This window comes from Symbiobacterium terraclitae (assembly GCF_017874315.1).
Lineage (GTDB): Bacteria > Bacillota > Sulfobacillia > Symbiobacteriales > Symbiobacteriaceae > Symbiobacterium > Symbiobacterium terraclitae.
Map to the genome: position 1 here is coordinate 1 of NZ_JAGGLG010000001.1, position 22019 is coordinate 22019.

Annotated in this window: 24 protein-coding genes; 13 read left to right on the forward strand and 11 right to left on the reverse strand. The window is 70.1% G+C overall.

Annotation, left to right across the window (positions count from 1 at the left end; all coding sequences use genetic code 11):
* Positions 1-180 precede the first annotated feature (180 nt).
* Both J2Z79_RS00005 and J2Z79_RS00010 read right to left on the reverse strand, forming a co-directional pair.
* Positions 181-1245, reverse strand: coding sequence for a hypothetical protein (locus tag J2Z79_RS00005; protein WP_209464795.1), 1065 nt, complete (start codon positions 1243-1245; stop codon positions 181-183).
* A gap of 47 nt (positions 1246-1292) precedes the next feature.
* The gene (locus J2Z79_RS00010) at positions 1293-1946 is read right to left on the reverse strand and encodes a class I SAM-dependent methyltransferase (RefSeq protein WP_209464796.1); all 654 of its coding nucleotides are present in this window, start codon (positions 1944-1946) and stop codon (positions 1293-1295) included.
* A 205-nt stretch (positions 1947-2151) separates the two neighbouring features.
* On the opposite strand from J2Z79_RS00010, the gene J2Z79_RS00015 reads away from it, so the two are divergent.
* Positions 2152-3939, forward strand: a complete 1788-nt coding sequence (locus tag J2Z79_RS00015) for a beta propeller repeat protein (RefSeq protein WP_209464797.1) — start codon at positions 2152-2154, stop codon at positions 3937-3939.
* Between the two features lie 155 nt (positions 3940-4094).
* Here the strand turns inward: J2Z79_RS00015 and J2Z79_RS00020 are convergent, their stop codons facing one another.
* Positions 4095-4541 carry a DUF1801 domain-containing protein gene (locus J2Z79_RS00020; RefSeq protein WP_209464798.1) on the reverse strand — a complete coding sequence of 149 codons (447 nt, stop codon included), beginning with the start codon at positions 4539-4541 and terminating at the stop codon, positions 4095-4097.
* A 255-nt stretch (positions 4542-4796) separates the two neighbouring features.
* On the opposite strand from J2Z79_RS00020, the gene J2Z79_RS00025 reads away from it, so the two are divergent.
* From J2Z79_RS00025 to J2Z79_RS00040, 4 genes are all read left to right on the forward strand, one after another.
* Positions 4797-6173 carry a PTS mannitol transporter subunit IIBC gene (locus J2Z79_RS00025; protein ID WP_209464799.1) on the forward strand — a complete coding sequence of 459 codons (1377 nt, stop codon included), beginning with the start codon at positions 4797-4799 and terminating at the stop codon, positions 6171-6173.
* 63 nt (positions 6174-6236) lie between these two features.
* Entirely contained in the window at positions 6237-8378 is a 2142-nt protein-coding gene (locus J2Z79_RS00030) for a BglG family transcription antiterminator (protein ID WP_209464800.1), read from the forward strand.
* Between the two features lie 2 nt (positions 8379-8380).
* Positions 8381-8827 carry a PTS mannitol transporter subunit IIA gene (locus J2Z79_RS00035; protein WP_209464801.1) on the forward strand — a complete coding sequence of 149 codons (447 nt, stop codon included), beginning with the start codon at positions 8381-8383 and terminating at the stop codon, positions 8825-8827.
* Between the two features lie 50 nt (positions 8828-8877).
* Positions 8878-10020, forward strand: coding sequence for a mannitol-1-phosphate 5-dehydrogenase (locus tag J2Z79_RS00040; RefSeq protein WP_209464802.1), 1143 nt, complete (start codon positions 8878-8880; stop codon positions 10018-10020).
* A gap of 49 nt (positions 10021-10069) precedes the next feature.
* Here J2Z79_RS00040 and J2Z79_RS00045 read toward each other — a convergent pair whose 3' ends face one another.
* A complete protein-coding gene (locus J2Z79_RS00045; RefSeq protein WP_209464803.1) occupies positions 10070-10255 on the reverse strand; it encodes a hypothetical protein in 186 nt (61 codons plus the stop codon).
* 578 nt (positions 10256-10833) lie between these two features.
* Between J2Z79_RS00045 and glgP the strand changes: the two genes are divergently transcribed.
* Entirely contained in the window at positions 10834-12444 is a 1611-nt protein-coding gene (gene glgP, locus J2Z79_RS00050) for an alpha-glucan family phosphorylase (protein WP_209464804.1), read from the forward strand.
* 116 nt (positions 12445-12560) lie between these two features.
* Here glgP and J2Z79_RS00055 read toward each other — a convergent pair whose 3' ends face one another.
* Positions 12561-13148, reverse strand: coding sequence for an ABC transporter ATP-binding protein (locus J2Z79_RS00055; RefSeq protein ID WP_209464805.1), 588 nt, complete (start codon positions 13146-13148; stop codon positions 12561-12563).
* Positions 13121-13333 carry a hypothetical protein gene (locus J2Z79_RS00060; protein ID WP_209464806.1) on the reverse strand — a complete coding sequence of 71 codons (213 nt, stop codon included), beginning with the start codon at positions 13331-13333 and terminating at the stop codon, positions 13121-13123. The genes J2Z79_RS00055 and J2Z79_RS00060 overlap by 28 nt, the downstream gene beginning before the upstream one ends.
* Before the next feature lie 310 nt (positions 13334-13643).
* Here J2Z79_RS00060 and J2Z79_RS00065 point away from each other — a divergent pair, with 310 nt between their 5' ends.
* The 4 genes from J2Z79_RS00065 to J2Z79_RS00080 all read left to right on the forward strand — a co-directional run bounded on the left by J2Z79_RS00065 (position 13644) and on the right by J2Z79_RS00080 (position 16131).
* Positions 13644-14195: an ECF transporter S component gene (locus tag J2Z79_RS00065; protein WP_209464807.1), complete on the forward strand. Its 552-nt coding sequence runs from the start codon at positions 13644-13646 to the stop codon at positions 14193-14195.
* A gap of 65 nt (positions 14196-14260) precedes the next feature.
* Complete coding sequence (locus J2Z79_RS00070) at positions 14261-15226, forward strand: P1 family peptidase (protein WP_209464808.1); 966 nt, start codon at positions 14261-14263, stop codon at positions 15224-15226.
* A 96-nt stretch (positions 15227-15322) separates the two neighbouring features.
* On the forward strand, positions 15323-15652 hold the full coding sequence (locus tag J2Z79_RS00075) for a YtrH family sporulation protein (protein WP_209464809.1): 330 nt from the start codon (positions 15323-15325) through the stop codon (positions 15650-15652).
* The gene (locus J2Z79_RS00080; RefSeq protein ID WP_209464810.1) at positions 15649-16131 is read left to right on the forward strand and encodes a hypothetical protein; all 483 of its coding nucleotides are present in this window, start codon (positions 15649-15651) and stop codon (positions 16129-16131) included. Before J2Z79_RS00075 ends, J2Z79_RS00080 begins: the two co-directional genes overlap by 4 nt.
* A 4-nt stretch (positions 16132-16135) precedes the next feature.
* Here J2Z79_RS00080 and J2Z79_RS00085 read toward each other — a convergent pair whose 3' ends face one another.
* Both J2Z79_RS00085 and J2Z79_RS00090 read right to left on the reverse strand, forming a co-directional pair.
* On the reverse strand, positions 16136-16867 hold the full coding sequence (locus J2Z79_RS00085; protein ID WP_209464811.1) for an HAD-IB family phosphatase: 732 nt from the start codon (positions 16865-16867) through the stop codon (positions 16136-16138).
* The gene (locus tag J2Z79_RS00090) at positions 16864-17904 is read right to left on the reverse strand and encodes a M42 family metallopeptidase (RefSeq protein ID WP_245301772.1); all 1041 of its coding nucleotides are present in this window, start codon (positions 17902-17904) and stop codon (positions 16864-16866) included. Before J2Z79_RS00090 ends, J2Z79_RS00085 begins: the two co-directional genes overlap by 4 nt.
* A gap of 128 nt (positions 17905-18032) precedes the next feature.
* On the opposite strand from J2Z79_RS00090, the gene J2Z79_RS00095 reads away from it, so the two are divergent.
* Both J2Z79_RS00095 and J2Z79_RS00100 read left to right on the forward strand, forming a co-directional pair.
* Positions 18033-18431: a hypothetical protein gene (locus J2Z79_RS00095; RefSeq protein ID WP_209464812.1), complete on the forward strand. Its 399-nt coding sequence runs from the start codon at positions 18033-18035 to the stop codon at positions 18429-18431.
* Positions 18432-18500: 69 nt separating this feature from the next.
* Complete coding sequence (locus J2Z79_RS00100; RefSeq protein WP_209464813.1) at positions 18501-18857, forward strand: hypothetical protein; 357 nt, start codon at positions 18501-18503, stop codon at positions 18855-18857.
* Between the two features lie 38 nt (positions 18858-18895).
* On the opposite strand, the gene tatB is transcribed toward J2Z79_RS00100, so the two are convergent.
* The 3 genes from tatB to J2Z79_RS00115 all read right to left on the reverse strand — a co-directional run bounded on the left by tatB (position 18896) and on the right by J2Z79_RS00115 (position 20906).
* The gene (gene tatB, locus J2Z79_RS00105) at positions 18896-19108 is read right to left on the reverse strand and encodes a Sec-independent protein translocase protein TatB (protein ID WP_374712104.1); all 213 of its coding nucleotides are present in this window, start codon (positions 19106-19108) and stop codon (positions 18896-18898) included.
* A 141-nt stretch (positions 19109-19249) separates the two neighbouring features.
* Positions 19250-20224: a polysaccharide deacetylase family protein gene (locus J2Z79_RS00110; protein ID WP_209464815.1), complete on the reverse strand. Its 975-nt coding sequence runs from the start codon at positions 20222-20224 to the stop codon at positions 19250-19252.
* A 67-nt stretch (positions 20225-20291) separates the two neighbouring features.
* Positions 20292-20906: a CBS domain-containing protein gene (locus J2Z79_RS00115; RefSeq protein ID WP_209464816.1), complete on the reverse strand. Its 615-nt coding sequence runs from the start codon at positions 20904-20906 to the stop codon at positions 20292-20294.
* A gap of 129 nt (positions 20907-21035) precedes the next feature.
* On the opposite strand from J2Z79_RS00115, the gene J2Z79_RS00120 reads away from it, so the two are divergent.
* A complete protein-coding gene (locus tag J2Z79_RS00120) occupies positions 21036-22007 on the forward strand; it encodes an RluA family pseudouridine synthase (protein ID WP_209464817.1) in 972 nt (323 codons plus the stop codon).
* Positions 22008-22019: the final 12 nt, after the last annotated feature.

Below are 22019 nucleotides of genomic sequence, written 5' to 3' on the forward strand. Positions count from 1 at the left end.
TTCCATTGTAACAGAAGGGCGGCTTCTTTTGTATTTAGACAAAAAGAAAAGGGGGCTGTCCCTAAGTCATCCTCGATGACTTTTGGGACAGCCCCGTTTCTACTCTGGACGCAGTGCGGGCTGCGCACGCAGCGGTGGCGTCCGGGACCGGCCCGAACCGGGGGCCATGGCAGCATCCCATCACGGGTTCGGATCTGCCGGACAGTGGCGCAGCACACTGAAGTCCCGTATGATCGTTCGCCCTGACTCGTCGGTGTCAAACCAGAGAGTGCCCACGATGGCGACGCCGTGGCCCTCACCCGCCACCGACACCACAAACGGGGCCGCACCGGACGCATCGGTTTCCGCGGGTTCGGCCTCGGGGCGGCAGTACTGGTCGAGGGCGTGGACCGTGGCGAGCTCAACACGGGTCCAGTCCAGCCGGCCGTCGGGCATTTCGGCTTCGGGCAGGGCGGCCTGGAACGCCCGGGCCACATCGGTCGACGAGAAGTAGCGGGGCAGCTCCTCGTCCAGCCCATAGACCGCCGCCAGGTGGGCCGCCCGGAGCACCTCTTCCGGATCGGTCGGGTAGACGAGTTCGTCGCCTTCCGGCACGTACGCCTCGTCGACGATCTCCACCATACGGCGCTTCACGTCCACCGCGTACTTGCGGACCCGGGTATGGCGTGCGGGGTCGCCCATGTCCCACTCCACCAGCAGATACCCGTCATCGGTCACGGATGCGCGCGTCGCCGGGGTGGCGTTGGCGTGCTTCAGGCCCCAGCCGTAGAACAGGCTCCCGAGTAGCTCTCCCTGCTCGCTGCGGAAGGCGGTCAACCCGACCTCGGGCTGCCCGCCCGCACGGCGATGCCAGTAGAGGATGACGGCGCGGTCCTGGCCCGGGAGTCTGTGCACGGACACCTTGTGTTCCGTCTCGTACCACCGGGCGTTGTCACCCCAGACGAACAGCAGCTGCCCGTCGGCGGTGTAGATCTCCACGGGGTCGTAGGTCCACGTGTCGGACAGCCCGTGGATCAACTCATCCTGCCCGTCCCCGTCAAGGTCGGCGGGCACGGCGCCCTCCAGCGGCGGTTCCGCTGTGCCGGTCTCTGCCGGCTGCGGCGGGGACGTCTGCTCCGGTGGCTGATCCTCGTCGGCGCCTGCGACCGCCGGTGGCTGCGACCCGTAGGTGCAGCCGGCCATGGCGACCAACAGCACGAGGAGCAGTGGCAGCAGCCGGAACGCGACGGGTTGTTCGCGCAACATCGGGGATGCACCTCCTGCCCGGTATAACGGGCGACGTGTTCCCCGGGTTACGCCGTACCCCTAGGCTTCCGGGCCAGCACCATCCAGTGGAAGGGCGCCGTCTGCCACCAGGAGGTGGCCCCCAGCCCCGCCGCGTACAGCAGGGCATCCAGGTCGCCGACCAACGGGTAGTCCTCCTCGTCGTCCCAGTACTCGCCGATGGCCGCGCGGGCCTCCTCCCGGGATGCGGGCGAGGCGAACATCACGTCCAGCAGGCAGAGCGTGCCGCCCGGCCGCAGGACTCTGGCCAGTTCGGCGCACGCCGCAGCGCGCCCTGCGGGCGGCACCTCGTGGAAGGCGAAGCTGGAGACGACGGCGTCGAACCTCGCTGCGGCGAAGGGGATCTGGTTGAAGTCACCCACCTCCAGCGTGAAGGCCGGGTGGCGCTCCCCGCAGACCGCCAGCATTTCGGCGGAGGGGTCCACGCCGAACAGCGCGGCGCCCCGTGCGGCCAGGAGCTCGGCCAGGGCGCCGGTGCCGATGCCCACGTCCAGCACCGCCGCACCCGGGGCGACCGGGACCCGGTCGGCTGCCGCCAGCAGGCTGGCGCGGTACCCGGCCAGCGGGCCCGCCTTCGGCCCGTCGCTGCCGGCCAGGCTCAGGTCGTAGGTCCGGGCCCAGTGGTCGAAGAGCGCCCGGCTCTCCTCAGGCGTGCGTGGCATGAAAGCGATCCTCCCCTCGGTGGCGCGATGTGTACTGGTGCACCATCTGCACCTGTTCACCAGAGATCGCACAGCGCCCTGCCGCGCCCACCGGGAGGGAACGGGTCGACCCGGCCTCTCCGGGGGTGTGCTGTGGGGTCCGCCCTGGACAGGCCGTAACTATAGCCACCGCAGGACGTTAAGCCTGTCGGGAGGTGTAGCACCCATGTGGTTCAGTCGTCGTCGCTCTGCTCGGGTAGCCCTGATGCTGCTGGCGGCGCTGCTGGCCGGGTGTGCCGGCGCACCGGCGGCCAGTTCGCTTCCGGATCCACCCGCACCGGCGGGGGAGCCGGCGGGCCGCATGACGGAGGGGCGCGCAGCCCTCAGGCCGCCGGCGGTGGAGGCCGTGGGTGCCGACCGGGTGTGGGTTGGCGGAGACGGGTTTATCCTGGGCAGCGCCGACGGCGGCGCCACCTGGCGCGAGCAGTGGCGGGGAGACGGCCAGGTCCGCGAACTGCGCTTTCTTGACGCCCGCACGGGCTGGGCGCTCACCGACCAGGGAGTCATGGCCGCCGCGGACGGCGAGACGTGGGCGGTCGTCGGCGACCAGGCGCTTGCTGACCTCTTCGTGCTCGATGCAGCCACCCTGTACGGCATCGCCCCCGAGGGGCTGGTCGTGAGTGGGGACGGGGGCAGGACCTGGGCGGTCATCCCGGGGACGCAGGGGACAGTGGCCGCGTGCTTCGCCGGCCGCACCGCGGGCTGGGTGACGGACGGCCGCACGGCCCGGCGCACCCGTGACGGCGGCGCCGCCTGGACCGAACTGGCCGGGCTGCCCACCAGACAGAGGGCCGCGGAGTCCGAGGCCCGAACCCCCGCTGCGGCCCCAGCCCCTGCTCCGGTGCCGGCGCCCAGCATACCGCCGACCCGGGAGGAGGTGCGCGAGCGCATTCTCCGGGAGCTCAACGACAACCGAACCACCCTGGAGCAGCACCTCAACTTCCTGGCCGGGCGCGCCGACCGGGATGACGAGGTACCCTGGCTCGCCGCCGACCTGGACGCAGACGGCAGCGACGAGTACGTGCTGGCACTGGAGGTGCAGGACAACAACCCGTGGGGCACCGGGGCTGCCCTGTTCGTGCTCTACCGCCAGGGCGACGCCTGGCAGGTGGACTACAGCGAGCCCATGGCCCCGGAGGTCGAGGGCGAGCTGATGGCCCCGCACCTGCATGCCGCGGCGGACCTGACCGGCAGTGGCCGGCCGCAGATCGTCTGGTTCCGGCGTGAAATGATCGCCACGGGACCCCAGCCCCACTTCGTCTTCGTGACGGCCTGGGAGCCGGGGCGCTTCTCCCACCTGCCGGGGACGATGGCGCTCAGCAACGCCCGGGTGTCGCTGGACGGATCGGACGTGGTGCTGACGGGCATCAGCCGGAGCAACTCTTACCTGCCGGTGAGCGAGCGCACCGACCGGTACCGCTACGTGGACGGCGAGTTCCGGCTGGTGGACCGGCGGTTCACCGAGCAGCCCGAGGACGGCTACGCCCGCCTCTGGGACGGGCTGGTGGCGGAGTCGGTCGGCCGGGTCGAGGATGCGCTCACCGCTTACCGGGAGGCGATGGATCCCGACCGTCCCGCGCACTCGGGCGTCATCCGGCGGTACAACAGCCCGCCCCGGGTGCTGACGGATGAGGAGACGGCCCGGTTCGCCCCGGCCCTGCGCGCCTTCGCCCGGTTCCGGCTGGGGGCCCTGCTGCTGGCGGAGGGCCGGAAGGAGGAGGCCCTGGAGGCCCTGGCCGCAGGCAGTCCCTACGCCGGGCTGCTGGAGGCGGCAATGGCTGCAGGCGACCGGCCAGCCGCCTGCCAGGCTGCGGCGGACTGGGCCGCAGTCAACCCCGCGTTCCTGGATGCGCTCAACCTGGGGGTGGGGACGGACCCTTGGACGGCCGACATCCTGTGTGGGCACATCGACATCGACGACCGCGGGCCGTGGGAGTACATGCAGTCGAACTGAAGGGGTCGGCCCTCGTCGCTCTCCGGCACCAGGTTGGACAGGCTCCGCGCACAGGCTCGTCACCAGCCGCAGGCTCGAGGCCCAGAGCCGCCACCGAAACTTAGAGCACGCCTACAGAGTTCGACAGACTCAAGGGCGTGCTCTGTGTTGTCTCCCTAGCCCTTTCCCCGGTTCCGTTCGTACAGCGCGATGAAGTCGTCGACCGGGAACAGGGCCACCGCCCGGCCGATCAGGTCCAGCGGGATGTCCTCCGGCTTCTTGAAGCGGACGCAGCTCTTGCCCATGTCCAGCCTCTTGCCCGTCTTCGCGAACTCCTGGCGGAACCACTCCCCGTGCGACTCGTCGCCGTAGACGCCCATGAGGTAGACCGAGATGTAGTTCTTCTGCGACGCAATCGCGGCGTAGCCCAGGGGGAGGCCGTTGTACGTGTTCGGATACCGGCTGAGGGGAACCACGTAGTTGATCATCCCGTACTGGAAGACCTCTTCGTAGCCCTCCGGCAGGTTGGCCAGGATCACCTCCCGCAGGGCGTTCAGCGCGGCCCGGCGGTCCTCGGGCAGGCTCTCCAGGTACTCGGCCACCGTGCTGATCTGCGTCGGCATGCGGAGCCAGTCACTCCTTTCCAGGGGCTTCCTGCGCCCACTCATGAGTATTCCCTGCCCGGGTGCCGCACTCCTTGTCGGCCGCGCAGAGCCCCGGGGCCTCGATGGCGACAGGCTCTTAACCCATGTCACCATTGCGGCCGGGCATAACTACATTTCTCTGTGTTGTTTGACAACAGGCCGGGACGGTAAGGTAAGAATGGAGGTGTCACACCCGCGACACTTCGGACCAAACCTCAAAAAGGGGGAAGCGACATGAGTCAGACCGCAGCAGCAGGTTCCTCCAACGTTGCTCGCACCCGCATCCAGGCCTTCGGCCGGTTCCTGAGCGGCATGGTCATGCCCAACATCGGCGCCTTCATCGCATGGGGTCTCATCACCGCATTCTTCATTCCGACCGGTTGGTTGCCCAACGAGGGCTTCGCCACGCTGGTCGGTCCGATGATCACCTACCTGCTCCCGCTGCTGATCGCCTACACCGGCGGCAAGGCCGTCCACGGCGTGCGCGGCGGCGTGGTCGGCGCCGTTGCGGCCATGGGCGTCATCGTCGGCGCCGACATCCCGATGTTCATCGGCGCCATGATCATGGGCCCGCTGGGCGGCTGGCTCATCAAGAAGCTCGACGAGGCGATCGAGGGCAAGATCCCCGCCGGCTTCGAGATGCTGGTCAACAACTTCTCCGCCGGCATCCTCGGCATGATCCTCGTCCTCCTGGCCTACAAGGCCATCGGTCCGACGGTGCTCGCCCTCAACAACGTCCTGGCCGCGGGCGTTCAGTGGATCGTGAACGCGGGCCTGCTGCCGCTGGCGAATCTGTTCATCGAGCCCGGCAAGATCCTGTTCCTCAACAACGCCATCAACCACGGCATCCTCGGCCCGCTCGGCGTCGCGCAGGTGCAGGAGACCGGCAAGTCGATCTTCTTCCTGCTCGAGACTAATCCGGGTCCCGGCCTCGGCCTCCTGCTGGCCTACTGGCTGTTCGGCAAGGGTACCGTGAAGCAGTCCGCCCCCGGTGCGATCATCATCCACTTCTTCGGCGGCATTCACGAGATCTACTTCCCGTACGTGCTGATGAACCCGATCTCCGTCCTGGCCGTGATGGCCGGCGGCGTCGCCGGTACCTTCACGTTCACGATCACCCGCGCCGGCCTCGTCGCCACCCCGTCGCCGGGCTCCATCTTCGCGGAGATGGCCATGGCGCCGAAGGGCGGGCTCCTCCCGGTCCTGCTCGGCATCCTGGTGGCGGCAGCCGTCTCCTTCGTCGTCGCCATCCCGCTGGTGAAGAGGCATACTAGGACCGCGACCGACGAGGACCTCGAGGAGGCCAAGGCGACCACCCAGGCCCTCAAGGGCAAGGGCGGCGTCAAGAAGATCGTCTTCGCCTGCGACGCCGGCATGGGCTCCTCCGCCATGGGCGCCTCCGTGCTGCGCCGGAAGATCCAGGAGCGCGGGCTGAACGTCGCCGTGGTCCACTCGGCGGTCAACGAGATCCCGGAAGACGCCGACATCATCATCACCCACAAGCAGCTGGCCGACCGGGCTCGCCAGAAGGCGGGCAACGCCCAGGTGATTGAGGTCGAGAACTTCGTCAACAACCCCGTGTACGACGAGATCGTCTCCAACCTGAAGTAGCGCGGCGGTGGGGGAGGGGCTCTGGCATCAGACTCCCTCCCCCGCCTCATGGGGGGTCATGAAGTGGCCGAGACAGAGCTCACCGCCCGTCAGATCCGGCTGGCGGACCGGCTCCTGCGCGCGCGGCAGCCGGTCACGGTGGCCGCGCTGGCCTCCGCCCTCGACGTGAGCACCCGCACCCTGCAGCGCGACCTGCCCCACGTGCAGCGGTGGCTTGCAGGCAACGGCGTGCGGCTGTCCGCCCGCCCCCGGACCGGCCTCAGGGTGGTCGCCACCGCCCACCAGGTGGAGCGTGCGCTGGCACAGCTCGCCGCCCTGCAGCAGAGGCCCGGGCTGAGCCCGGAGGAGCGCCAGGAGCGTCTCCGCCAGGAGCTGCTCGTGATCCGCAGCGCCAAGCTGCTCTACTTCGCCCGCCGCTTCGGCGTCACCGAAGCGACGGTCAGCCACGACCTGGACCGCATAGAGCCCTGGTTCGCCGAGCGGGGCCTGACCCTGCTCCGCAAGCCCGGATACGGCATCGAGCTTCAGGGGCCGGAGCGCTGCTTCCGGGGAGCGATCATCGACCTCCTGCGGGAGCGGCTGACCGACGAGCGCCTCATCGAGGGGCTCCGACAGCTGACCGAGCCCATGGGTTCCAACCTGACAGAGACAGCCTCCGCCCTGCTCCTCCGCTTCGTGGACCGCGAGACCGTGGTCCGAGTCGAGGCGGCGGTGCGGGCGTTGAACAGCCGCCTGCCCCAACCGATGGCGGACGGGGCTGCGGCCGGCCTCGTGGTTCACCTCGCCCTGGCGATGGAGCGGCTCCGCAGCGGCGGGGCGATCCACTTCCCCGCTGAGACCCTGGAGGCGCTGAAGCGCACCCGGGAGTGGGCCTTCGCCTCCGAGCTGGCCGGGCACATCGCCGCGGACATGGGCCTGCAGATCCCCGAGGAGGAGGTCGGCTACATCACCATGCACCTGCGCGGGGCCCGGCTCTGGCTGGCCCCGGGGCCGCGGTCGCCAGGCGAGCCGGGCGACCCGGGTGACCCCGAGCGGCAGGAGGCGATGGTCCTGGCGCACACCATGGCGGCCACCGCCGAGGGGCTGCTGGGGGTGCCGCTGGCCGGCGAGGAGACCCTGATCCGCTCGCTGGCGGTCCACCTGGTGCCCGCCATCCACCGGCTCCGGATGGGCCTGGAGATCCGCAACCCGCTCCTGCAGCGCATCCGGACGGAGTACCCGGAGCTCTTCGAGGCGAGCCGCCAGGTCTGCGCCCTCATGGCGGGATACCTGGGGGTGGTCGTCCCGGATGCCGAGGTCGGCTACGTGGCGATGCACCTCGGTGCCGCGCTGGAGCGCATCCGGATCCGCCAGGAGGCCCGGTACCGGGCCGTGCTCACCTGCCCGTCGGGGGTGGGTTCGTCGCAGATGCTGGCCGGGCGCGTCGCAGTGATGCTGCCTGAGGTCGAGGTGGTCGCCGTCACCTCGTTCACGGAGCTGCCCGACCTGCTGGCCCGGCTGCCAGAGCCGCCGGACCTGGTGATCTCCACCGTCTCCCTGGACCTTGCGGAGCCGCCGGTGGTGCTGGTCAGCCCGCTGCTGAACCGCGCCGACGTCGAGGCGATCCGCCGGGTGCTGGACCAGCTCCCTCAGCGCCAGGGCCGGCCTGTGGGCCGGAACGAGGAGCGGTGGCCCCGGGCCGAGTCGGCCCGCCCCCGCTCCCTGAAGCCCCTGATGGCGGCCCGGCGGGCTGCGGCCATGGGGCAGGTGATCGTCGACCTGCTGCGCGACTTCCGGCTGCGCCCCCTGGAGCGGGGCGACCCGGTGGCGTCGGCATGCGGCCTGCTGGCCGGCGCGGGGCTGCTGGCGGACCGGGGCCGGCTGGAGGCGGACCTCCGGCGGCGGGAGGCGCTGGGGCGCACCGAGGTGGCCCCGGGACTCTGGCTCCTGCACGCCCGCACGGCTGCCGTGACCAGGCCCGTCCTGGGGCTGCTGCGCGCACCCGGGGAGGCGTACCTGGTGATGCTGGCGCCCGTCGAGGCGAGCCCCGAAGCGCTGGAGGCGCTGGGCGTGGTCAGCAGCGCCCTGGTGGAGTCGCCGGAGCTGGTCGACGCCCTCCGCCACCGTTCCGAGGAGTACGTCCGGGAGGCCATAGGGGAGGTTCTCACGCCCCTGTTGCTCCTCCCGCCAGACCCAACGCAATCTGATGCAGAAAGCGAGCGATAGCCATGTTCTCTAGGCGGGAACCCGCCCGACCGATTCTCACCGCAGCGGACATCATTCTCGACGCCAAGGCGGCGGACAAGTGGGAGGCGATCCGGCTGGTCGGCAACCGGCTGGTGGAGGCCGGCCACGTCGAACCGGGTTACGTGGACGCCATGATCGAACGGGAGAAGGGCTTCACCACCTACGTGGGCAACGGCCTGGCGATCCCCCACGGCGTGGCGGAGAGCAAGCGGTTCATCCGCTCCTCGGGCCTTGCCATCGCCCAGTTTCCCCGGGGCATCGACTTCGGCGAGGGCAACGTCGCGTACCTGGTCATCGGCATCGCCGGCAAGGGCGACCAGCACCTGGAGCTGCTCTCCTCCATCGCCCTGCGCTGCGAGAACCCCGACGAGGTGAAGCGGCTGGCGCAGACCCGCAGTGCGGAGGACCTGCTCAGGGCCTTCCTGTGAGCGAGCGATCCCGGGCGCTGCCGAATAGACGCTGACGGAAGGATGTCGTTATGTTCGCCTTGCACTTCGGGGCCGGCAACATCGGCCGCGGTTTCATCGGCTACCTCCTGGCCAGGTCCGGCCACCAGGTGACCTTTGTGGACGTGAACCCGGAGCTGGTCAGGCTGATCCAGGAGCGGGGCAGGTACAGCGTGCACCTGCTGGGCGCAGAGCAGCGGGTGGAGTGGGTGGAGGGGGTGAGCGCCCTCGACGGGCGTGAGCAGGAGGTCGTGGCCGCCGCGGTGGCGCGGGCCGACCTGGTCACCACCTCCGTCGGCGCCGGCGTGCTGCCGCGCCTCGCCCCGGCGATCGCCGACGGGCTCCGCCGCCGGGGCGGAAGGCCCCTGCACATCATCGCCTGCGAAAATATGATCGGCGCCAGCGCCTTCCTGCGGGACGAGGTGCTGAAGCTCACCGGCGGCGACGCCCTGGGCGCGGCGTTCCCCAACGCGGTGGTCGACCGCATCGTGCCGCCTTTCGCGCCAACCGGGGAGGACCCGCTGGCCATCGGAGTTGAGCCCTACTGCGAGTGGCTGGTGGAGGAGGAGGCCTTTGTGGCCGACGTGCCTCCGGTGGAGGGCATGAAGCGCGTGGCCAACCTGGGCGCCTTCGTGGAGCGCAAGCTCTTCGGCCTGAATATGGGCCACGCCGTCATCGCCTACCTGGGCTACCTGCGGGGGCACCGCCTGATCGGCGAGGCCATCGCCGACCCCTTCGTCAGGGCGGGCCTCTACGGGGCGCTGGTGGAGGCCGGCCTCACCCTCTGCCTGCGACACGGCTTCAGCGAGGCGGAGCAGGCCCGCTACGCGGCGACCACAATCTCCCGGTTCGAGAACCCCGCACTGGTGGACCCCGTGACCCGGGTCGGCCGGGAGCCGGCCCGCAAGCTGGGGCCGCAGGACCGGCTGGTCCGGCCCGCGCTCCTGGCCCTGGAGGCCGGAATCATCCCCCGGTGCCTCGCCCGGGCTATTGCCGCCGCCTTCCTCTTCGACCCGGCGGAGGATCCGGGTGCGGTCGCCCTGGCCGGCCGGGCCCGGGCCGAGGGGTTGGCGCCGATGCTGACGGAGGTCTGCGGGCTGCCTGCCGACTCGCTCCTGCGGCGGCTCGTGGAGGAGGAGTACGCCCTGCTCCGGTCCTTCGACGAGAGCGCGTGACGCAAGACCAATCGGCCACCCCCCTGTCACAAGGGGGGTGGCCGCCGCTCTAGTACGGGTCTTTCACGTCCCAGTCGTCGTACCCGCCGCCCTCGGTGTTCCAGGCCACGAACAGGACCGGGCTCACCGTTCGCCCGTGCTCGTTCACGGCGACGGCGCAGAAACCGGCTGTCCTCCCACCGTTGGATGTTCCGGTGAGCGCCCAGCGATTTGGGTCGCCGCCGGGGTGTTCCACTGGGCTGTACTCCCGCGAGTGCAGGTAGCCGTCCCTGTCCAGGTCGGGTGCTTCTCCCGGCTCGAACGCTTGGAAGTAAACTTCGTCAGCCCCCTCAACTTCGGCCAGCAGCCTGTAGTTCACCGGGGGCGCAATGTGCCATCCGTTCTCTACAGCGAAGTGCGATATCTCTAGGCGGCGGAAAGCCGGCCGCCTGACGGGATCCCCGGCGTTCCGCCCGGACGTGTCCGGTGCGGGAGGCGCCGGGGATTCCCACACTTGCGGGTCATCCCCGCTCCGCGCTGAGCACCCGGCAGCCTGGATCAGGAGGGCCATGACGACAAGGGCCTTGAGGGCCCGGTGCGGTGTTACCACCCTTGCCACCCCCCATTGCCTTACGTTGGACGCCGTCCGGCAGCGCCATGGTTCCTTGGTTGACAGAATACACAGAATCACCAGCAAACTGCATCCGGAGCCGGACATGCGCACACGAGCGCTGGGGAGACCCGCCGGCAGATGGCGTTGACTCCCAAAGTCAACAACACCTGTCTGTGAACGTAACTGCACTCCTGCGCCAAACTACGGGCAGGGGTGATTTCATGGCGAATCAGTTGCCCCGCGTGGCCTACTTCTGCATGGAGTACGGGCTCGACAACTCGTTCAAGCAGTGGGCCGGGGGCCTCGGCATTCTGGCGGGCGATACGCTCAAGGGCGCCCACGACAACGGGCTGCCCATGGTGGGCGTCGGTCTGAACTGGAAGCACGGCTACACGGATCAGCGCATCGGCCGCGACGGCAGGCCCTACGACTCGTTTCACGACTACGACTACCCCTGGCTGAAGGACACGGGCGTCACCGTGACGGTGCAGGTGCGGGGGAACGACGTGCGCGCCAAGGTCTGGCTCTGCGACCACTTCGGCAACGCGCCGCTCTTCCTGCTGGACACCGACCTCGCGGACAACCCCGAGTCCTGGATCACCGGCCAGCTCTACGGCGGGTTCGGCGACCAGCGGGTCGCGCAGGAGATGATCCTCGGCATCGGCGGGGTGCGGGCGCTCCAGGCGCTCGGCGTGGAGGTGGACATCTACCACTTCAACGAGGGGCACGCGGTCCTGGCGGGGTTGGAGCTGATCCGGCAGAAGATGGCCGCGGGCGCCTCCTTCGAGGACGCCTGGCAGGCCACCCGCCGGCAGGTGGTCTTCACCACGCACACCCCCGTGCCCGAGGGGAACGAGTGGCACCCCATCGAGCGGCTGCTCTACATGGGCGCCAACGTCGGGCTCACGTACGAGCAGCTGGCGCGCATCGGCGGCTCGCCCTTCAACATGACGGTGGCGGGGCTCCGGCTGGCCAAGTGCGCCAACGGCGTGGCCCAGCTGCACGGGGAGACCGCCAACCGCATGTGGCGGAGCGTCGAGGGCCGCTGCGAGATCCGGGCCATCACCAACGGCGTCCACCTGCCCACGTGGGTCGACCCCCGGATGGCCGGGCCATTCAACTCCCTCGAGGAGATGTGGGAGGCCCACATGGCCATCAAGCGGGAGACCATCGACTTCATCGCAGAGCGGACCGGCGTCCGCCTCGACCCGGAGAACCTGCTGATCGGCTTCAGCCGGCGCGCCGCGCCCTACAAGCGGTCCGACCTGATCTTCCGCTATGAGGAGCGGGTGCGGGGCCTGCTGGAGCAGGGGAAGATCCAGATCGTCTTCTCGGGCAAGGCCCACCCGCACGACGACACCGGCAAGCAGATCGTGCACAACCTGGTGACGATGGCGGAGCAGTACCCGCGGTCCGTGGTCTTCATCGAGAACTACGACATGGAGATCGCCGCCGCCCTCACGCGGGGGTGCGACGTGTGGCTGAACAACCCGCGGCGGCCGCAGGAGGCCTGCGGCACGTCGGGCATGAAGGCGGCCATGAACGGCGTGCTGAACGCCTCGATCCTGGACGGCTGGTGGCCGGAGGCGGCCCAGCACGGCGTCAACGGCTGGGTGATCGGCGACGAGGTGGTGCCGGAATCGGTCGCCGAACAGGATGAGCGCGACGCCCTCGCCCTCTACCGCGTGCTGCTGGATGAGATCGTGCCCACTTACTACGAGAACCGGCAGAAGTGGCTGGAGATGATGAAGGCCTCCATCGAGACGACGCGGGAGCGCTTCTCGGTGGACCGGATGCTGAGGGAGTACTGGGAGCGGCTCTACACGGCGTAACCCCCGGTGGACCGGCCGCGGCGCCGGAGCGAGGGGTTGGGGTCGAGGAGCAGAGGACCGGGGCGGTCGTCCGCCCTGGTCCGCGCGCGATCGATGCCGGGGCCCGGTTCCATTCGTCACGGATTGGCAGGTGCGGTCAGGGCCGCAGCGAGCCCCGCAATCCGAACCCTGTCACCGATCATGAGCGCGGCGGGGCCCCTCGCGCATCTCGACCCAGGGCGGCTGCACTCCTTTCGCATGCCGTCTCCGGGCGCCTGATCCGGGCGGTATTCCACACGCGTCGCGCAGATCCGGGCAAGGCACCCTACATTTCCCTTGCCTCGGCCTGCACCAACTGGCGGAACTCCGGATGGGTGTCCACCAGCTCGCTGTAAGGCCCGATCGCGAACCGAAGCAGGAACCAGTTGGCTGATGAACGTTGTGGCCGTGCTGGCCAGAGCTTCGGAGCGAAGGTACGCGCGTACCGCCGCAAGATACTGGTCCAGCCGCTCCCCGAACTTCCCAGAGATATAGCCTTCGCGGTGAAAGATCTGGATGACACGGATGCCGGTGATGGCCTCCTGAAGGTCGGTGGACATGCGGCCATACTCGGTCCGCTCCTGGCCGATCGTTGCGCGCAGCCGCTTGTTGAACGCGGTGAAGGCCAGGTAATAGGCGGGCACAGAGAGCAGGGCGATCAGGGCCAGCCGCGGCTCCAGGGCCACCAGCCCAGCGCCCAGGCCTGAAAGCCTGGGGTCCCGCCGGCGACGCTGTCGACCAGGCTCCGGACCAGGAACGGCACCACGGCGCCCATGGCCAGGGATGCGATGCCGACGGCCGCGGCCTGCAGCTGCCTCGCCCTCAGCTTTGTCCCCAGCGGCAGCGTCCGTACGATCGAAAACAGGCTCACGGTTGCACTCCTCCTGCTGGTGGTTTTCATGCAGATCGCTCCATGCCTGCTGAGATGCTCAGGTGATTTGGACCTGAATAATCAGTTCTATCACCCATATTAGCAGCAGCTCTCACTTGCGCAATCTACACCATTGGACATGGTGAGTCTGGTGGGGATGGGAACGCGGCGGGTCCCAGCGATACCTGGCCCCCGGTTGGCGACCCCCAGTACCCTGGACGGGCAGACTGATGACATCCGGCCGCGAACCGTTTATACTAATAGCTACAACCCAAATGGGCGTCACCACTTGTAAGGAGAGGGATGCACCATGAGCCTTACGGTCCGTCAGATGACGGTGGCCGGTATTCTCGGCGCCGTCTCCGCAGTGCTGGGTCTGGTTCCCGGTCTCGGCTTCATCCCGTTCCCCACCGGCCAGAACATCACCATCATGCAGATTCCCGCCATCCTGGCCGGCATCGCCGAGGGTCCCGTGGTCGGCCTCTTCGTCGGGCTGATCTTTGGGCTCACCTCCTGGCTCCGGTCGACCACCCCGGCCTTTGCCGACCCGCTGGTCGCCGTCCTGCCCCGGCTCTTCATCGGCGTCCTGGCCGCCTACGCCTTCTACGCGCTGCGCCGCCGGAACATGACGCTGGCCCTGGGGGCCGCCGCCGTGGTGGGGACCCTGACCAACACCGCGCTGGTCCTGGGCATGGTCCTGCTGCGCGGCTACTGGCCGCCCGAGGTCGTGGCCACCATCGCTGCCACCCATGCCCCGCTGGAGCTGGTCGTGGCGACGTTCGCCGTGGTGACGGTCGGGCTTGCACTGCACCGGGCCGGCTACATTCGCGTGCCGTATCGCAGCTCCGGGCGAAACCAATAGTGTAGACAGGCCGCCCTCCGGCTCGGGGGGCGGCTTTTCTTCCGGCGGGAAAGGACGTGTGTGTGATGACGAGCGTTGCCTGGTTGAACGGCATCACTGACGTGCCCGGGATTCGGGTCGGACACGCCCACGACCTGACGGCCCTCACCGGCGTGACGGCCGTGCTGGCGCCGGCGGGCGCCGTGGTGGGCGTCGCGGTGGAGGGCTCGGCGCCCGGCACCCGCGAGACCGACCTCTGCCGTCCGGGCAACCTGGTGGAGAAGGCGCACGCGGTCCTCCTCTGCGGCGGCAGCGCCTTCGGACTGGCGGCCGCCCACGGCGCCATGCGCTGGCTGGAGGAGCGCGGCATCGGCCTGCCCACGGGCCACGCCACGGTGCCCATCGTGCCGGCGGCGGTGCTCTACGACCTGGGGGTGGGATCGGCGGCGGTGCGGCCCGACGAGGCGATGGGATACGCCGCCTGCGCGGCGGCGACGGACGGCCCGGTGGCGCAGGGCTGCGTGGGCGCAGGCGCGGGCTGCTCCGTGGGCAAGGCGCTGGGGATGGACCGGGCGACCAAGAGCGGCATCGGCACCGCCTGCATCCAGGTGGGGGAGGTGCGCATTGGCGCCATCGTCGCGGTCAACGCCTTCGGCGACGTGCGGGACCCTGCCACCGGCCGCATCCTCGCCGGCCCCCGGAGCGACGACGGCACCGGGATGCTGGACACGACGGAGCTGCTCCTCGCGGGCGCAGCCCGGCGGGCGTTCAGCGAGAACACCACCATCGGCGTGGTGGCCGTCGGCGGAACCCTCTCGAAGGAGGGCGCGAACAAGGTAGCCCGCATGGCCCACGACGGCCTCGCCCGCACCATCTCGCCCATCCACACCATGTTCGACGGCGACACGCTGTTCTGCCTGGCCACCGGCGGGCCTGAGGTGGACGTGACCGCGGCAGGCACGGCCGCCGCCCTGGCCGTGGAGCGGGCGGTGCTGAACGCGGTGCGGCACGCCGTCGCCATGGGCGGGCTGCCGGCGGCGGACTTGGGTTAGGTCGGACGACGGAGAGGCCCCGCAGCTGTTCCAGATGGCCGCCGCAAGTTCTTGACAAGCCCCCCGGGGCGTACCTTCACCCAGGGGGGATGGGAGATGGACGACGCCTTCGCCGGCAAGCTGCTTTCCAACTTCATGATCGCCCTGGGCGTCACCCTGGGCGGCTCGCTCTCGGGCGCGGCCGCATCGCTGCTGGTCGGCGGGCACCCGATGGACCGCCTTCGCTACCTCTCCGAGGACCTCCGGCTCTGGGGGATCCTCGTGGCCCTGAGCGGCTCCTTCGAGCCGCTGCGCACCCTCGAACAGGGGCTGTTCTTCGGGCAGGGCCGGGTCCTGCTGCGCCAGGCCGTGGCCCTGGTGGTGGCCATGGCCGGCGCCAACGTCGGCTACTACCTGATCCAGGCTGTGGCGGGGCGGCGGCCATGAGCAGGTGGGAGCGTGCACTGCCGCTGCTGGCCGCCTTCGCCATGGGCTTCGCCGTGGCGATCTGGCTGCTGCCCGTGATGGCCGGGCCGACCGTGCAGCGCCTGCGGCTGGAGCGGGACGCGGCCCTGGCGCAGGTGGAGGCGCTGGAGGCCGAGGTGGCCAAGCTGGAGGCCGCCGAGCGGAAGCGTCCTGTGGTCTGCCAGATCGCCCGGGCCCGTGCGGAGATCCACGGCCCTGACGAGCGGGTGGGGCTGGAGGCAGCCCGGCGCATCCAGAAGGAACTGGCGGCCGAGCAGATCGGCCGCCAGTTGGAGAACGTTTCGCCGCTGATCCTCTACGGCCGGTACAACGGCCGCCTGATGGAGATCGACGGCGTGGTGTACCAGCTGGGCGTCCAGGCCCTGATGATCGGCCCGGACCTGGTGCTGCTCGGGCGTCTCGAGCCGGTGGACCGGGAGGCCCAGACGGAGGGAACCTGACCGCTCAGAACCGGCAGCGCGGGTGCGGGCGCAGGGTGTTCCTCGGCGCCATCGTGCCGTTGCGGAAGCGGTCCAGGTTCTCCCGCAGAACGGACAGGGCGTCAGCGAACCCCGTGAAGGGGAAGAAGGGCGCGCCCTGCTCCCGCATGTAGCAGGCGAGGCCGGCCTTGGCGAAGACCCAGTCGGCGAAGGCGGAGGCGTAGAGGTCCGTCATCCCGTCGCCCACGTAGACGATGTGCGAGCCGGACTCCTTCAGCCGCCTGGCGACGGCCGCCTTGCAGCAGCCGCAGTGGTCGCAGGCGGGGTTGCCGTGGGGCCACTCCAGCTCGCCCTTGGCGACGTACCGGTTGGCAAAGACGGGCAGGTGACCGAGCCCCTCCCGCCCCAGGATTCGGTCGATGTAGAGCGTGAAGCCGTCGCTCACCACGGCAAGCGGAATCCCCTCGGTCCCGGCCCAGGCGGCGAACGCAGGGAAGCCGGGGTCGATGGCCACCTGGTCGGCCAGTGCGGCGGCCTCGGACGCTTCCACCCTCGCGAATGACTCCATCCAGAGCGGCCGGATGCCGATCTCGCCCCGGGCGAAGCGGGCCAGCGGCCCGGGCGGGTAGGGGGCGAGGGTCTCGCAGATCAGGTCGCCCACGTCGACCTGCGAGATGGTGAAGTCGAAATCGGTGAGCACCACCAGCGGTGCCCCGAGGGCCCGGGCCCAGAAGCCCTCGATGGGCGTCGCGGTCATCGGGTCAGGTAGGCGAGGAGCAGCCTGGCCGTCTGCTCCAGCGCGTCCACGTGGACGCGTTCGTAGGAGTGGGAGGCGTCGATGCCGGGGCCCACCAGCGCCGCCCGGAACTGCCCGCCCGCCCGCAGGGCGGCGCTGGCGTCGGAGCCGTAGTAGGGGTAGATGTCGATCCGGTAGTTCAAGCCCTCATCGGCCGCGATCTGCTGCAGTCGGCGGGAGAGTTCGTAGTCGTAGGGTCCCGAGGAGTCCTTGACACAGATGGTCACCGCGTACTCGTCCGAGGTCTGCCCCTCGCCCACGGCGGCCATGTCCAGGGCGATGACCTCCGTCACCGCATCGGGGAACGCCCCCGCGGCGCCGTGGCCCACCTCCTCGTAGTTGGAGAAGAAGAAGTGGGTGGTGTGGGCCGGCTTGAGCCCGCCCTCCTGCATGGCCCTGACCACGCCCAGGATCACGGCGACGCAGGCCTTGTCGTCCAGGTGGCGGCTCTTGATGAAGCCGGTGTCGGTCTGGACGGTGCGGGGATCGAACGAGATGAAGTCGCCCACCTGGATGCCCAGCGCCAGCACGTCCTCGCGGTTTCGCACCGGCGCGTCGAGCCGGACCTCCAGGTTGGCCTCGGTGCGCTCCTGCTTGTGGTGCTCCTCGCCGTGCACGTGGGTGGAGGCCTTGGTGACGAGGATGGTACCGGAGACGGTCGTGCCGCGGGCCGTGTGGACCAGGCAGTACTCGCCCTCAATGGAGTGGCCCGAGAAGCCGCCCACGCGGGTCAGCTTCAGCCGGCCGTTGGGCTTGATCTCCTTGACCATGGCCCCCAGCGTGTCCACGTGGGCCGCCACGGCCCGGTGCTCGGCGTCGTCTCGGCCCGGCAGCGTGGCCAGCAGGGCGCCCTTGCGGGTGCGCCGGCAGGCCACGCCCATCTGCTCCAGCGCGCGGGCGACGTAGTCGATGGCGGCAGCCGTGAAGCCGGTGGGACTCGGGATACGGCACAGGGCGACGGTCTGTGCGGCCATATAGGGCACGTCGATGTTCGCCATGGATCTCCTCCTCCTGGAGGGCTGTCCGCCCACCATTTCTCAAACGCAACATCTATTGTATCATGTGGAGTGAACGAGACCAGCCTGACCACGGTCTGCCCGGCGGAGCCGGGGAGGAGGGAAGGAACGTGCGACGGGTGCTCTACGCCCTGGCGGTCCTGGCGCTGGCGGTCGGCGCGCTGGGGCTGGCGCTGCTGCCCCGCATCACCACCCACTGGCTCTGGTTCGGTGTGCTGGGCGCCTGCTTCTCGGGGGTGGGAGCCGGCGGCTGGCTGCTGGCCGGCGCGACGGCGGGGCCGTGGCCCCGGCCGCGGGCCGGCTGGTTCCTCCTGCCGGCCGGACTCGTCGGCACCGCGGTCGCCGCGGCGGGCGGTGCGGCACTGCCGCTCCTCTGGGCCGCAGGCGAGGCGGTCACCGGCGTGCTGCTGCTCGTGCCGGTTTTTCCCGGCCAGCGGCAGCGCCGCGAGCCGCGCCGTCCGGGCGCGGTCCAGGCGCCGCCCGTGGCGGGCCGGCACGAAAGCCGTTGACGGGCCGGATCCCCGGGCGGCATGAAACGTCCCCTCCGGCGGCCAGACTAGGGCCGAGGAGGGGATGGCATGGGGCACACGGTGGTAGGCGTCTTCCGGCACAGCGGCGACGCCCACATGATCGCGGCTCACCTGAGGGATGCCTTTACGCTGGACGACGACGAACTGGACGTGATCGGTGAGGCCGAGTTCAATATGGGCCGGGCGGAGGTGGAGCCGACGGACGCCTGGCTGCTCGCGGCCTTCACGGGGATCGGGCTGAACGACCTGGGCGATGACGACCCGGTCATGAAGCGGTGGGGAGATCAGGTACAGCGGGGGAGCACCCTGGTGGTCGCCCGCGCCGACGACCCCGACCGGGCCACCGAGATCGCCGGGGAGATGCGCCGGGCTGGCGCCGCCCGGGTCGACCTGCTCCCGCACTGAGAGAGGGCCCACCCGCACCGGGTGGGCCCGTCCTGAGATCAGGGCTCCTTCTTCGCCTTGTCGATGCCCTCGCGCACCTCTTCGGTGGCGGCCCGGGTCACCTCTTCGGTGATCGACTGGGTCGCCTTCTTGAACTCGCGGATGGCCTGGCCCATGCTGCGCCCCAGCTGCGGGAGCTTGTTGGGCCCGAAGATGACCAGCGCGACCACGAGGATGATCAGGACCTCGCTGAACCCGAGGTTGTTGAACACAGGCATGTCTCCTTTGGGGGCGGAAGTACCGCACGTTCCGAAGTACTGCAGGTTCAATGTAGCGCTCCACGGCGGGGATGTCTATAGTGAGCGGACAGTAGCTCCGGGGTCAGTGGTGCCGGTACTTTCGCCGCATCGCGCCTATGCCGGCTCGTCGGCGGTGCACTGCAGCAGCCGGCTCACCGGGACGATCTCGTATCCGCGCGCCTGCAGCACCGGGATGGCGGCGGCGGTGGCGGCCGCGGAGTCTGCCACGTTCAGGTGCATCAGCACGATGGAGCCGCCCTGCGCCCGCAGGATGCGCTCGGTGGTCGCCTCGACGCCGGGGAAGGTCCAGTCCAGGGTGTCCACGTCCCAGTAGATGGAGTAGGAGTACCCCGCCGCGCGCACGAGCCGGCGCTCGTGTTCGCTGAAGGCGCCGTACGGCTCCCGGAAGAGCGGGCGCGGGTCGCGGCCGGTGGCGGCGCGGATCGCCTCCTCGCCGTCCCGGATCTGCTGCAGCACCTCCTCGTCGGGGATGGTGGTCAGGTCGGGATGGCTGTAGGTGTGGTTGGCGATCTCGTGCCCCTCGTCGGCGATGCGCCGGGCCAGGTCCGGGAACTGCTCGGCCCAGCGGCCGGTGAGGAAGAAGGTGACCTGGAGGCCGTGCTCCCGGAGCACGTCGAGGATCGCCTCGGCGCCGTCCGCCCCCGAGCCCGCGTCATAGGTGAGGGCGACCATGCTGCAGGAGCGGTCGCCGTGGACGACGAGGCGGCTGGGCTCGCCCTCCGGCACCTCCGGCAGCGGATCCCGGGCGGGATCCTCCTGTCCCCGGGGGTCCTGTGCAGGCGGTTCCTGTGTTCCCTCCGACGGGTCTCCCGGTCGTTCGGGTGAAGCGTCCGGAGCTTCCGGCTGTGGCGCCTGTGGCCCCTGCGGGTCGTCGGCCGGAACGGGCGGCTCGGGCCCCTGCGGATCGCCGGGCGAAGCGGGCAGGCCGGGCTCCTCCGGCGGAGCCGGCGTCCCGGCGGGGTCCCGGGGCACGCCGGTGTGGGCACCGCTCGGGAGGGGCGGCGCGCAGCTGGCCGCCAGTGCGAGAACGATCAGCAGGGCGGCTGCGCGGACACGTGTGGCAGACATGGTAACCCCCCTGACCGAGGTCATCCACCTGTTGGACGGTCAGGGGGTAAACTAAGTTCGGGTCCGCTCAGTCTTCCTGCACGTGCAGGACCTTGTAGCCGTGCTGCTCCAGCAGCTCCACCAGGGGCCGGCTTGCGCTGGTCTCCACGCGCACGATAATCTGGTACTGGTCGAGGATGGAGGACCGGAACGTCGCCAGGTTGCGGATGGTCATGCCCGCGTCGCGGATGATCTCGCCGATGCAGGCCAGCTGCCCCCGGCGGTCCGGCACCACCAGCGTCAGGCGGATCGTGCCGGAGTCGACGCCGAGCAGGTCGGCGAAGGCCTTGAAGATGTCGTGCTCGTTGATCACGCCGACGAGCTGGTCGCCCTCGACCACGGGCAGCAGCGGGACGTCGTGCTGGAACATCTTCTTGGCGGCGGTCTCCAGGAGGTCCGTGGGCTCCACCGTCACCGGGTCGGGCACCATGACCTCCTTCACCTTGCGGGGCAGGGCTGCCTGGCGGCCTTCCTTCATGCAGGCCTCGTAGATGTCCGTCAGCTGGATGATGCCGACCAGGCGGTCCGCCATGACGGGCAGACAGTCGTATCTCTTGGTATTGATGATCTCGTACGCGCGCTGCAGCGTATCGTCCGGGGAGACGGTGGTGACGTCCTCGGTCATGACGTTGCGCACAATCATCGGAACCTACCCCCTCTTCGTTCCAGTTCTCTGGTACAGGACCGCAATGGGGGAATTGGACGCCGGGAGGCAACCTCCCTGTTAGATAATCAAAGAAAATGCAGCGATCCGGGGAAGGGGGTGAGCGCTTTGCGCTTCGCGGTGGAGCCCGAGGCCCGGGGGCTCCGGCTGGGCCAGTACTTGTTCGACCGGCTGAAGCTCTCGCGCACCCTGGTGCGCAAGGCCAAGGCCGGCGGCGCCATCCTGGTGGACGGCCGGCCCGCCCGCACCAGCCAGGTGCTGGCCGGCGGCGAGGTGGTGGAGATCCGGGTGGCGCAGGCGGGGCGGGTGACGCCGGAGCCGGTGCCGATCCAGGTGGTCTACGAGGACCCGTACCTGCTGGTGGTGGAGAAGCCCGCGGGCATGGTGGTCCACCCAGTCAGGGACTACGTGTCGGGCACCCTGGCCAACGGCGTGGCCTGGCACCTGCTGCAGGCGGGGGCGGATCCCGTGGTGCGGCCGGTGCAGCGCATCGACCGGGAGACGTCGGGGCTCGTGCTGTTCGCCCGGGATCCCGCCGTGGCCGGCCGGCTCGCCCGGGAGCTGGAGCGGCAGAAGATGGAGCGGCGCTACATCGCCTTGGTGGAGGGTGAGGTGGCGGCCGACTCGGGCACGGTGAACCGGCCGCTTCGGCGGGTGTGGGGCCACCCGGTCGCCCGGGAGGTAGCGGAGGGTCCCCGCACGCCCGAGCAGGAGCGGCTGCTGGCCGAGGCGGCGGCTGCCGGCCGGACGCTGCGGGAGGACTGGACGGCGGCCGGCCAGCCGGCGGTCACCCACTGGCGGGTGCTGCGCCGCTGGCCCGGGGTCTCGATGCTGGAGCTGCAGCTGGAGACGGGGCGGACGCACCAGATCCGCGTGCACATGGCCTGGCTCGGCCACCCGCTGCTGGGTGACGAACTCTACGGCGGCAGCCGTGCACGCATCGGCAGGCAGGCCCTGCACGCGGCCAGCCTGGCCTTCGTCCACCCGGTGTCGGGCGAGCTGCTGCGCTTCACGTCGCCCCTGCCGCCGGACATGGCCGGGCTGGTGGCCCGGCTGGACGCGGGGGCCGGCACGTCGTAAGGGAGGGGGAGC

What these genes read in the sequence shown, in the direction of transcription:
- J2Z79_RS00080 (WP_209464810.1), top strand. Translation starts at nt 15,649, where the DNA reads ATGAGCAGGTGGGAGCGTGCACTGCCGCTGCTGGCCGCCTTCGCCATG.
- J2Z79_RS00010 (WP_209464796.1), bottom strand. Translation starts at nt 1,946, where the DNA reads ATGCCACGCACGCCTGAGGAGAGCCGGGCGCTCTTCGACCACTGGGCC.
- J2Z79_RS00110 (WP_209464815.1), bottom strand. Translation starts at nt 20,224, where the DNA reads ATGTCTGCCACACGTGTCCGCGCAGCCGCCCTGCTGATCGTTCTCGCA.
- J2Z79_RS00085 (WP_209464811.1), bottom strand. Translation starts at nt 16,867, where the DNA reads ATGACCGCGACGCCCATCGAGGGCTTCTGGGCCCGGGCCCTCGGGGCA.
- J2Z79_RS00070 (WP_209464808.1), top strand. Translation starts at nt 14,261, where the DNA reads ATGACGAGCGTTGCCTGGTTGAACGGCATCACTGACGTGCCCGGGATT.
- J2Z79_RS00005 (WP_209464795.1), bottom strand. Translation starts at nt 1,245, where the DNA reads ATGTTGCGCGAACAACCCGTCGCGTTCCGGCTGCTGCCACTGCTCCTC.
- J2Z79_RS00090 (WP_245301772.1), bottom strand. Translation starts at nt 17,904, where the DNA reads ATGGCGAACATCGACGTGCCCTATATGGCCGCACAGACCGTCGCCCTG.
- J2Z79_RS00100 (WP_209464813.1), top strand. Translation starts at nt 18,501, where the DNA reads ATGGGGCACACGGTGGTAGGCGTCTTCCGGCACAGCGGCGACGCCCAC.
- glgP (WP_209464804.1), top strand. Translation starts at nt 10,834, where the DNA reads ATGGCGAATCAGTTGCCCCGCGTGGCCTACTTCTGCATGGAGTACGGG.
- J2Z79_RS00015 (WP_209464797.1), top strand. Translation starts at nt 2,152, where the DNA reads ATGTGGTTCAGTCGTCGTCGCTCTGCTCGGGTAGCCCTGATGCTGCTG.
- J2Z79_RS00075 (WP_209464809.1), top strand. Translation starts at nt 15,323, where the DNA reads ATGGACGACGCCTTCGCCGGCAAGCTGCTTTCCAACTTCATGATCGCC.
- J2Z79_RS00065 (WP_209464807.1), top strand. Translation starts at nt 13,644, where the DNA reads ATGAGCCTTACGGTCCGTCAGATGACGGTGGCCGGTATTCTCGGCGCC.
- J2Z79_RS00115 (WP_209464816.1), bottom strand. Translation starts at nt 20,906, where the DNA reads ATGATTGTGCGCAACGTCATGACCGAGGACGTCACCACCGTCTCCCCG.
- J2Z79_RS00040 (WP_209464802.1), top strand. Translation starts at nt 8,878, where the DNA reads ATGTTCGCCTTGCACTTCGGGGCCGGCAACATCGGCCGCGGTTTCATC.
- J2Z79_RS00035 (WP_209464801.1), top strand. Translation starts at nt 8,381, where the DNA reads ATGTTCTCTAGGCGGGAACCCGCCCGACCGATTCTCACCGCAGCGGAC.
- J2Z79_RS00020 (WP_209464798.1), bottom strand. Translation starts at nt 4,541, where the DNA reads ATGCCGACGCAGATCAGCACGGTGGCCGAGTACCTGGAGAGCCTGCCC.
- J2Z79_RS00025 (WP_209464799.1), top strand. Translation starts at nt 4,797, where the DNA reads ATGAGTCAGACCGCAGCAGCAGGTTCCTCCAACGTTGCTCGCACCCGC.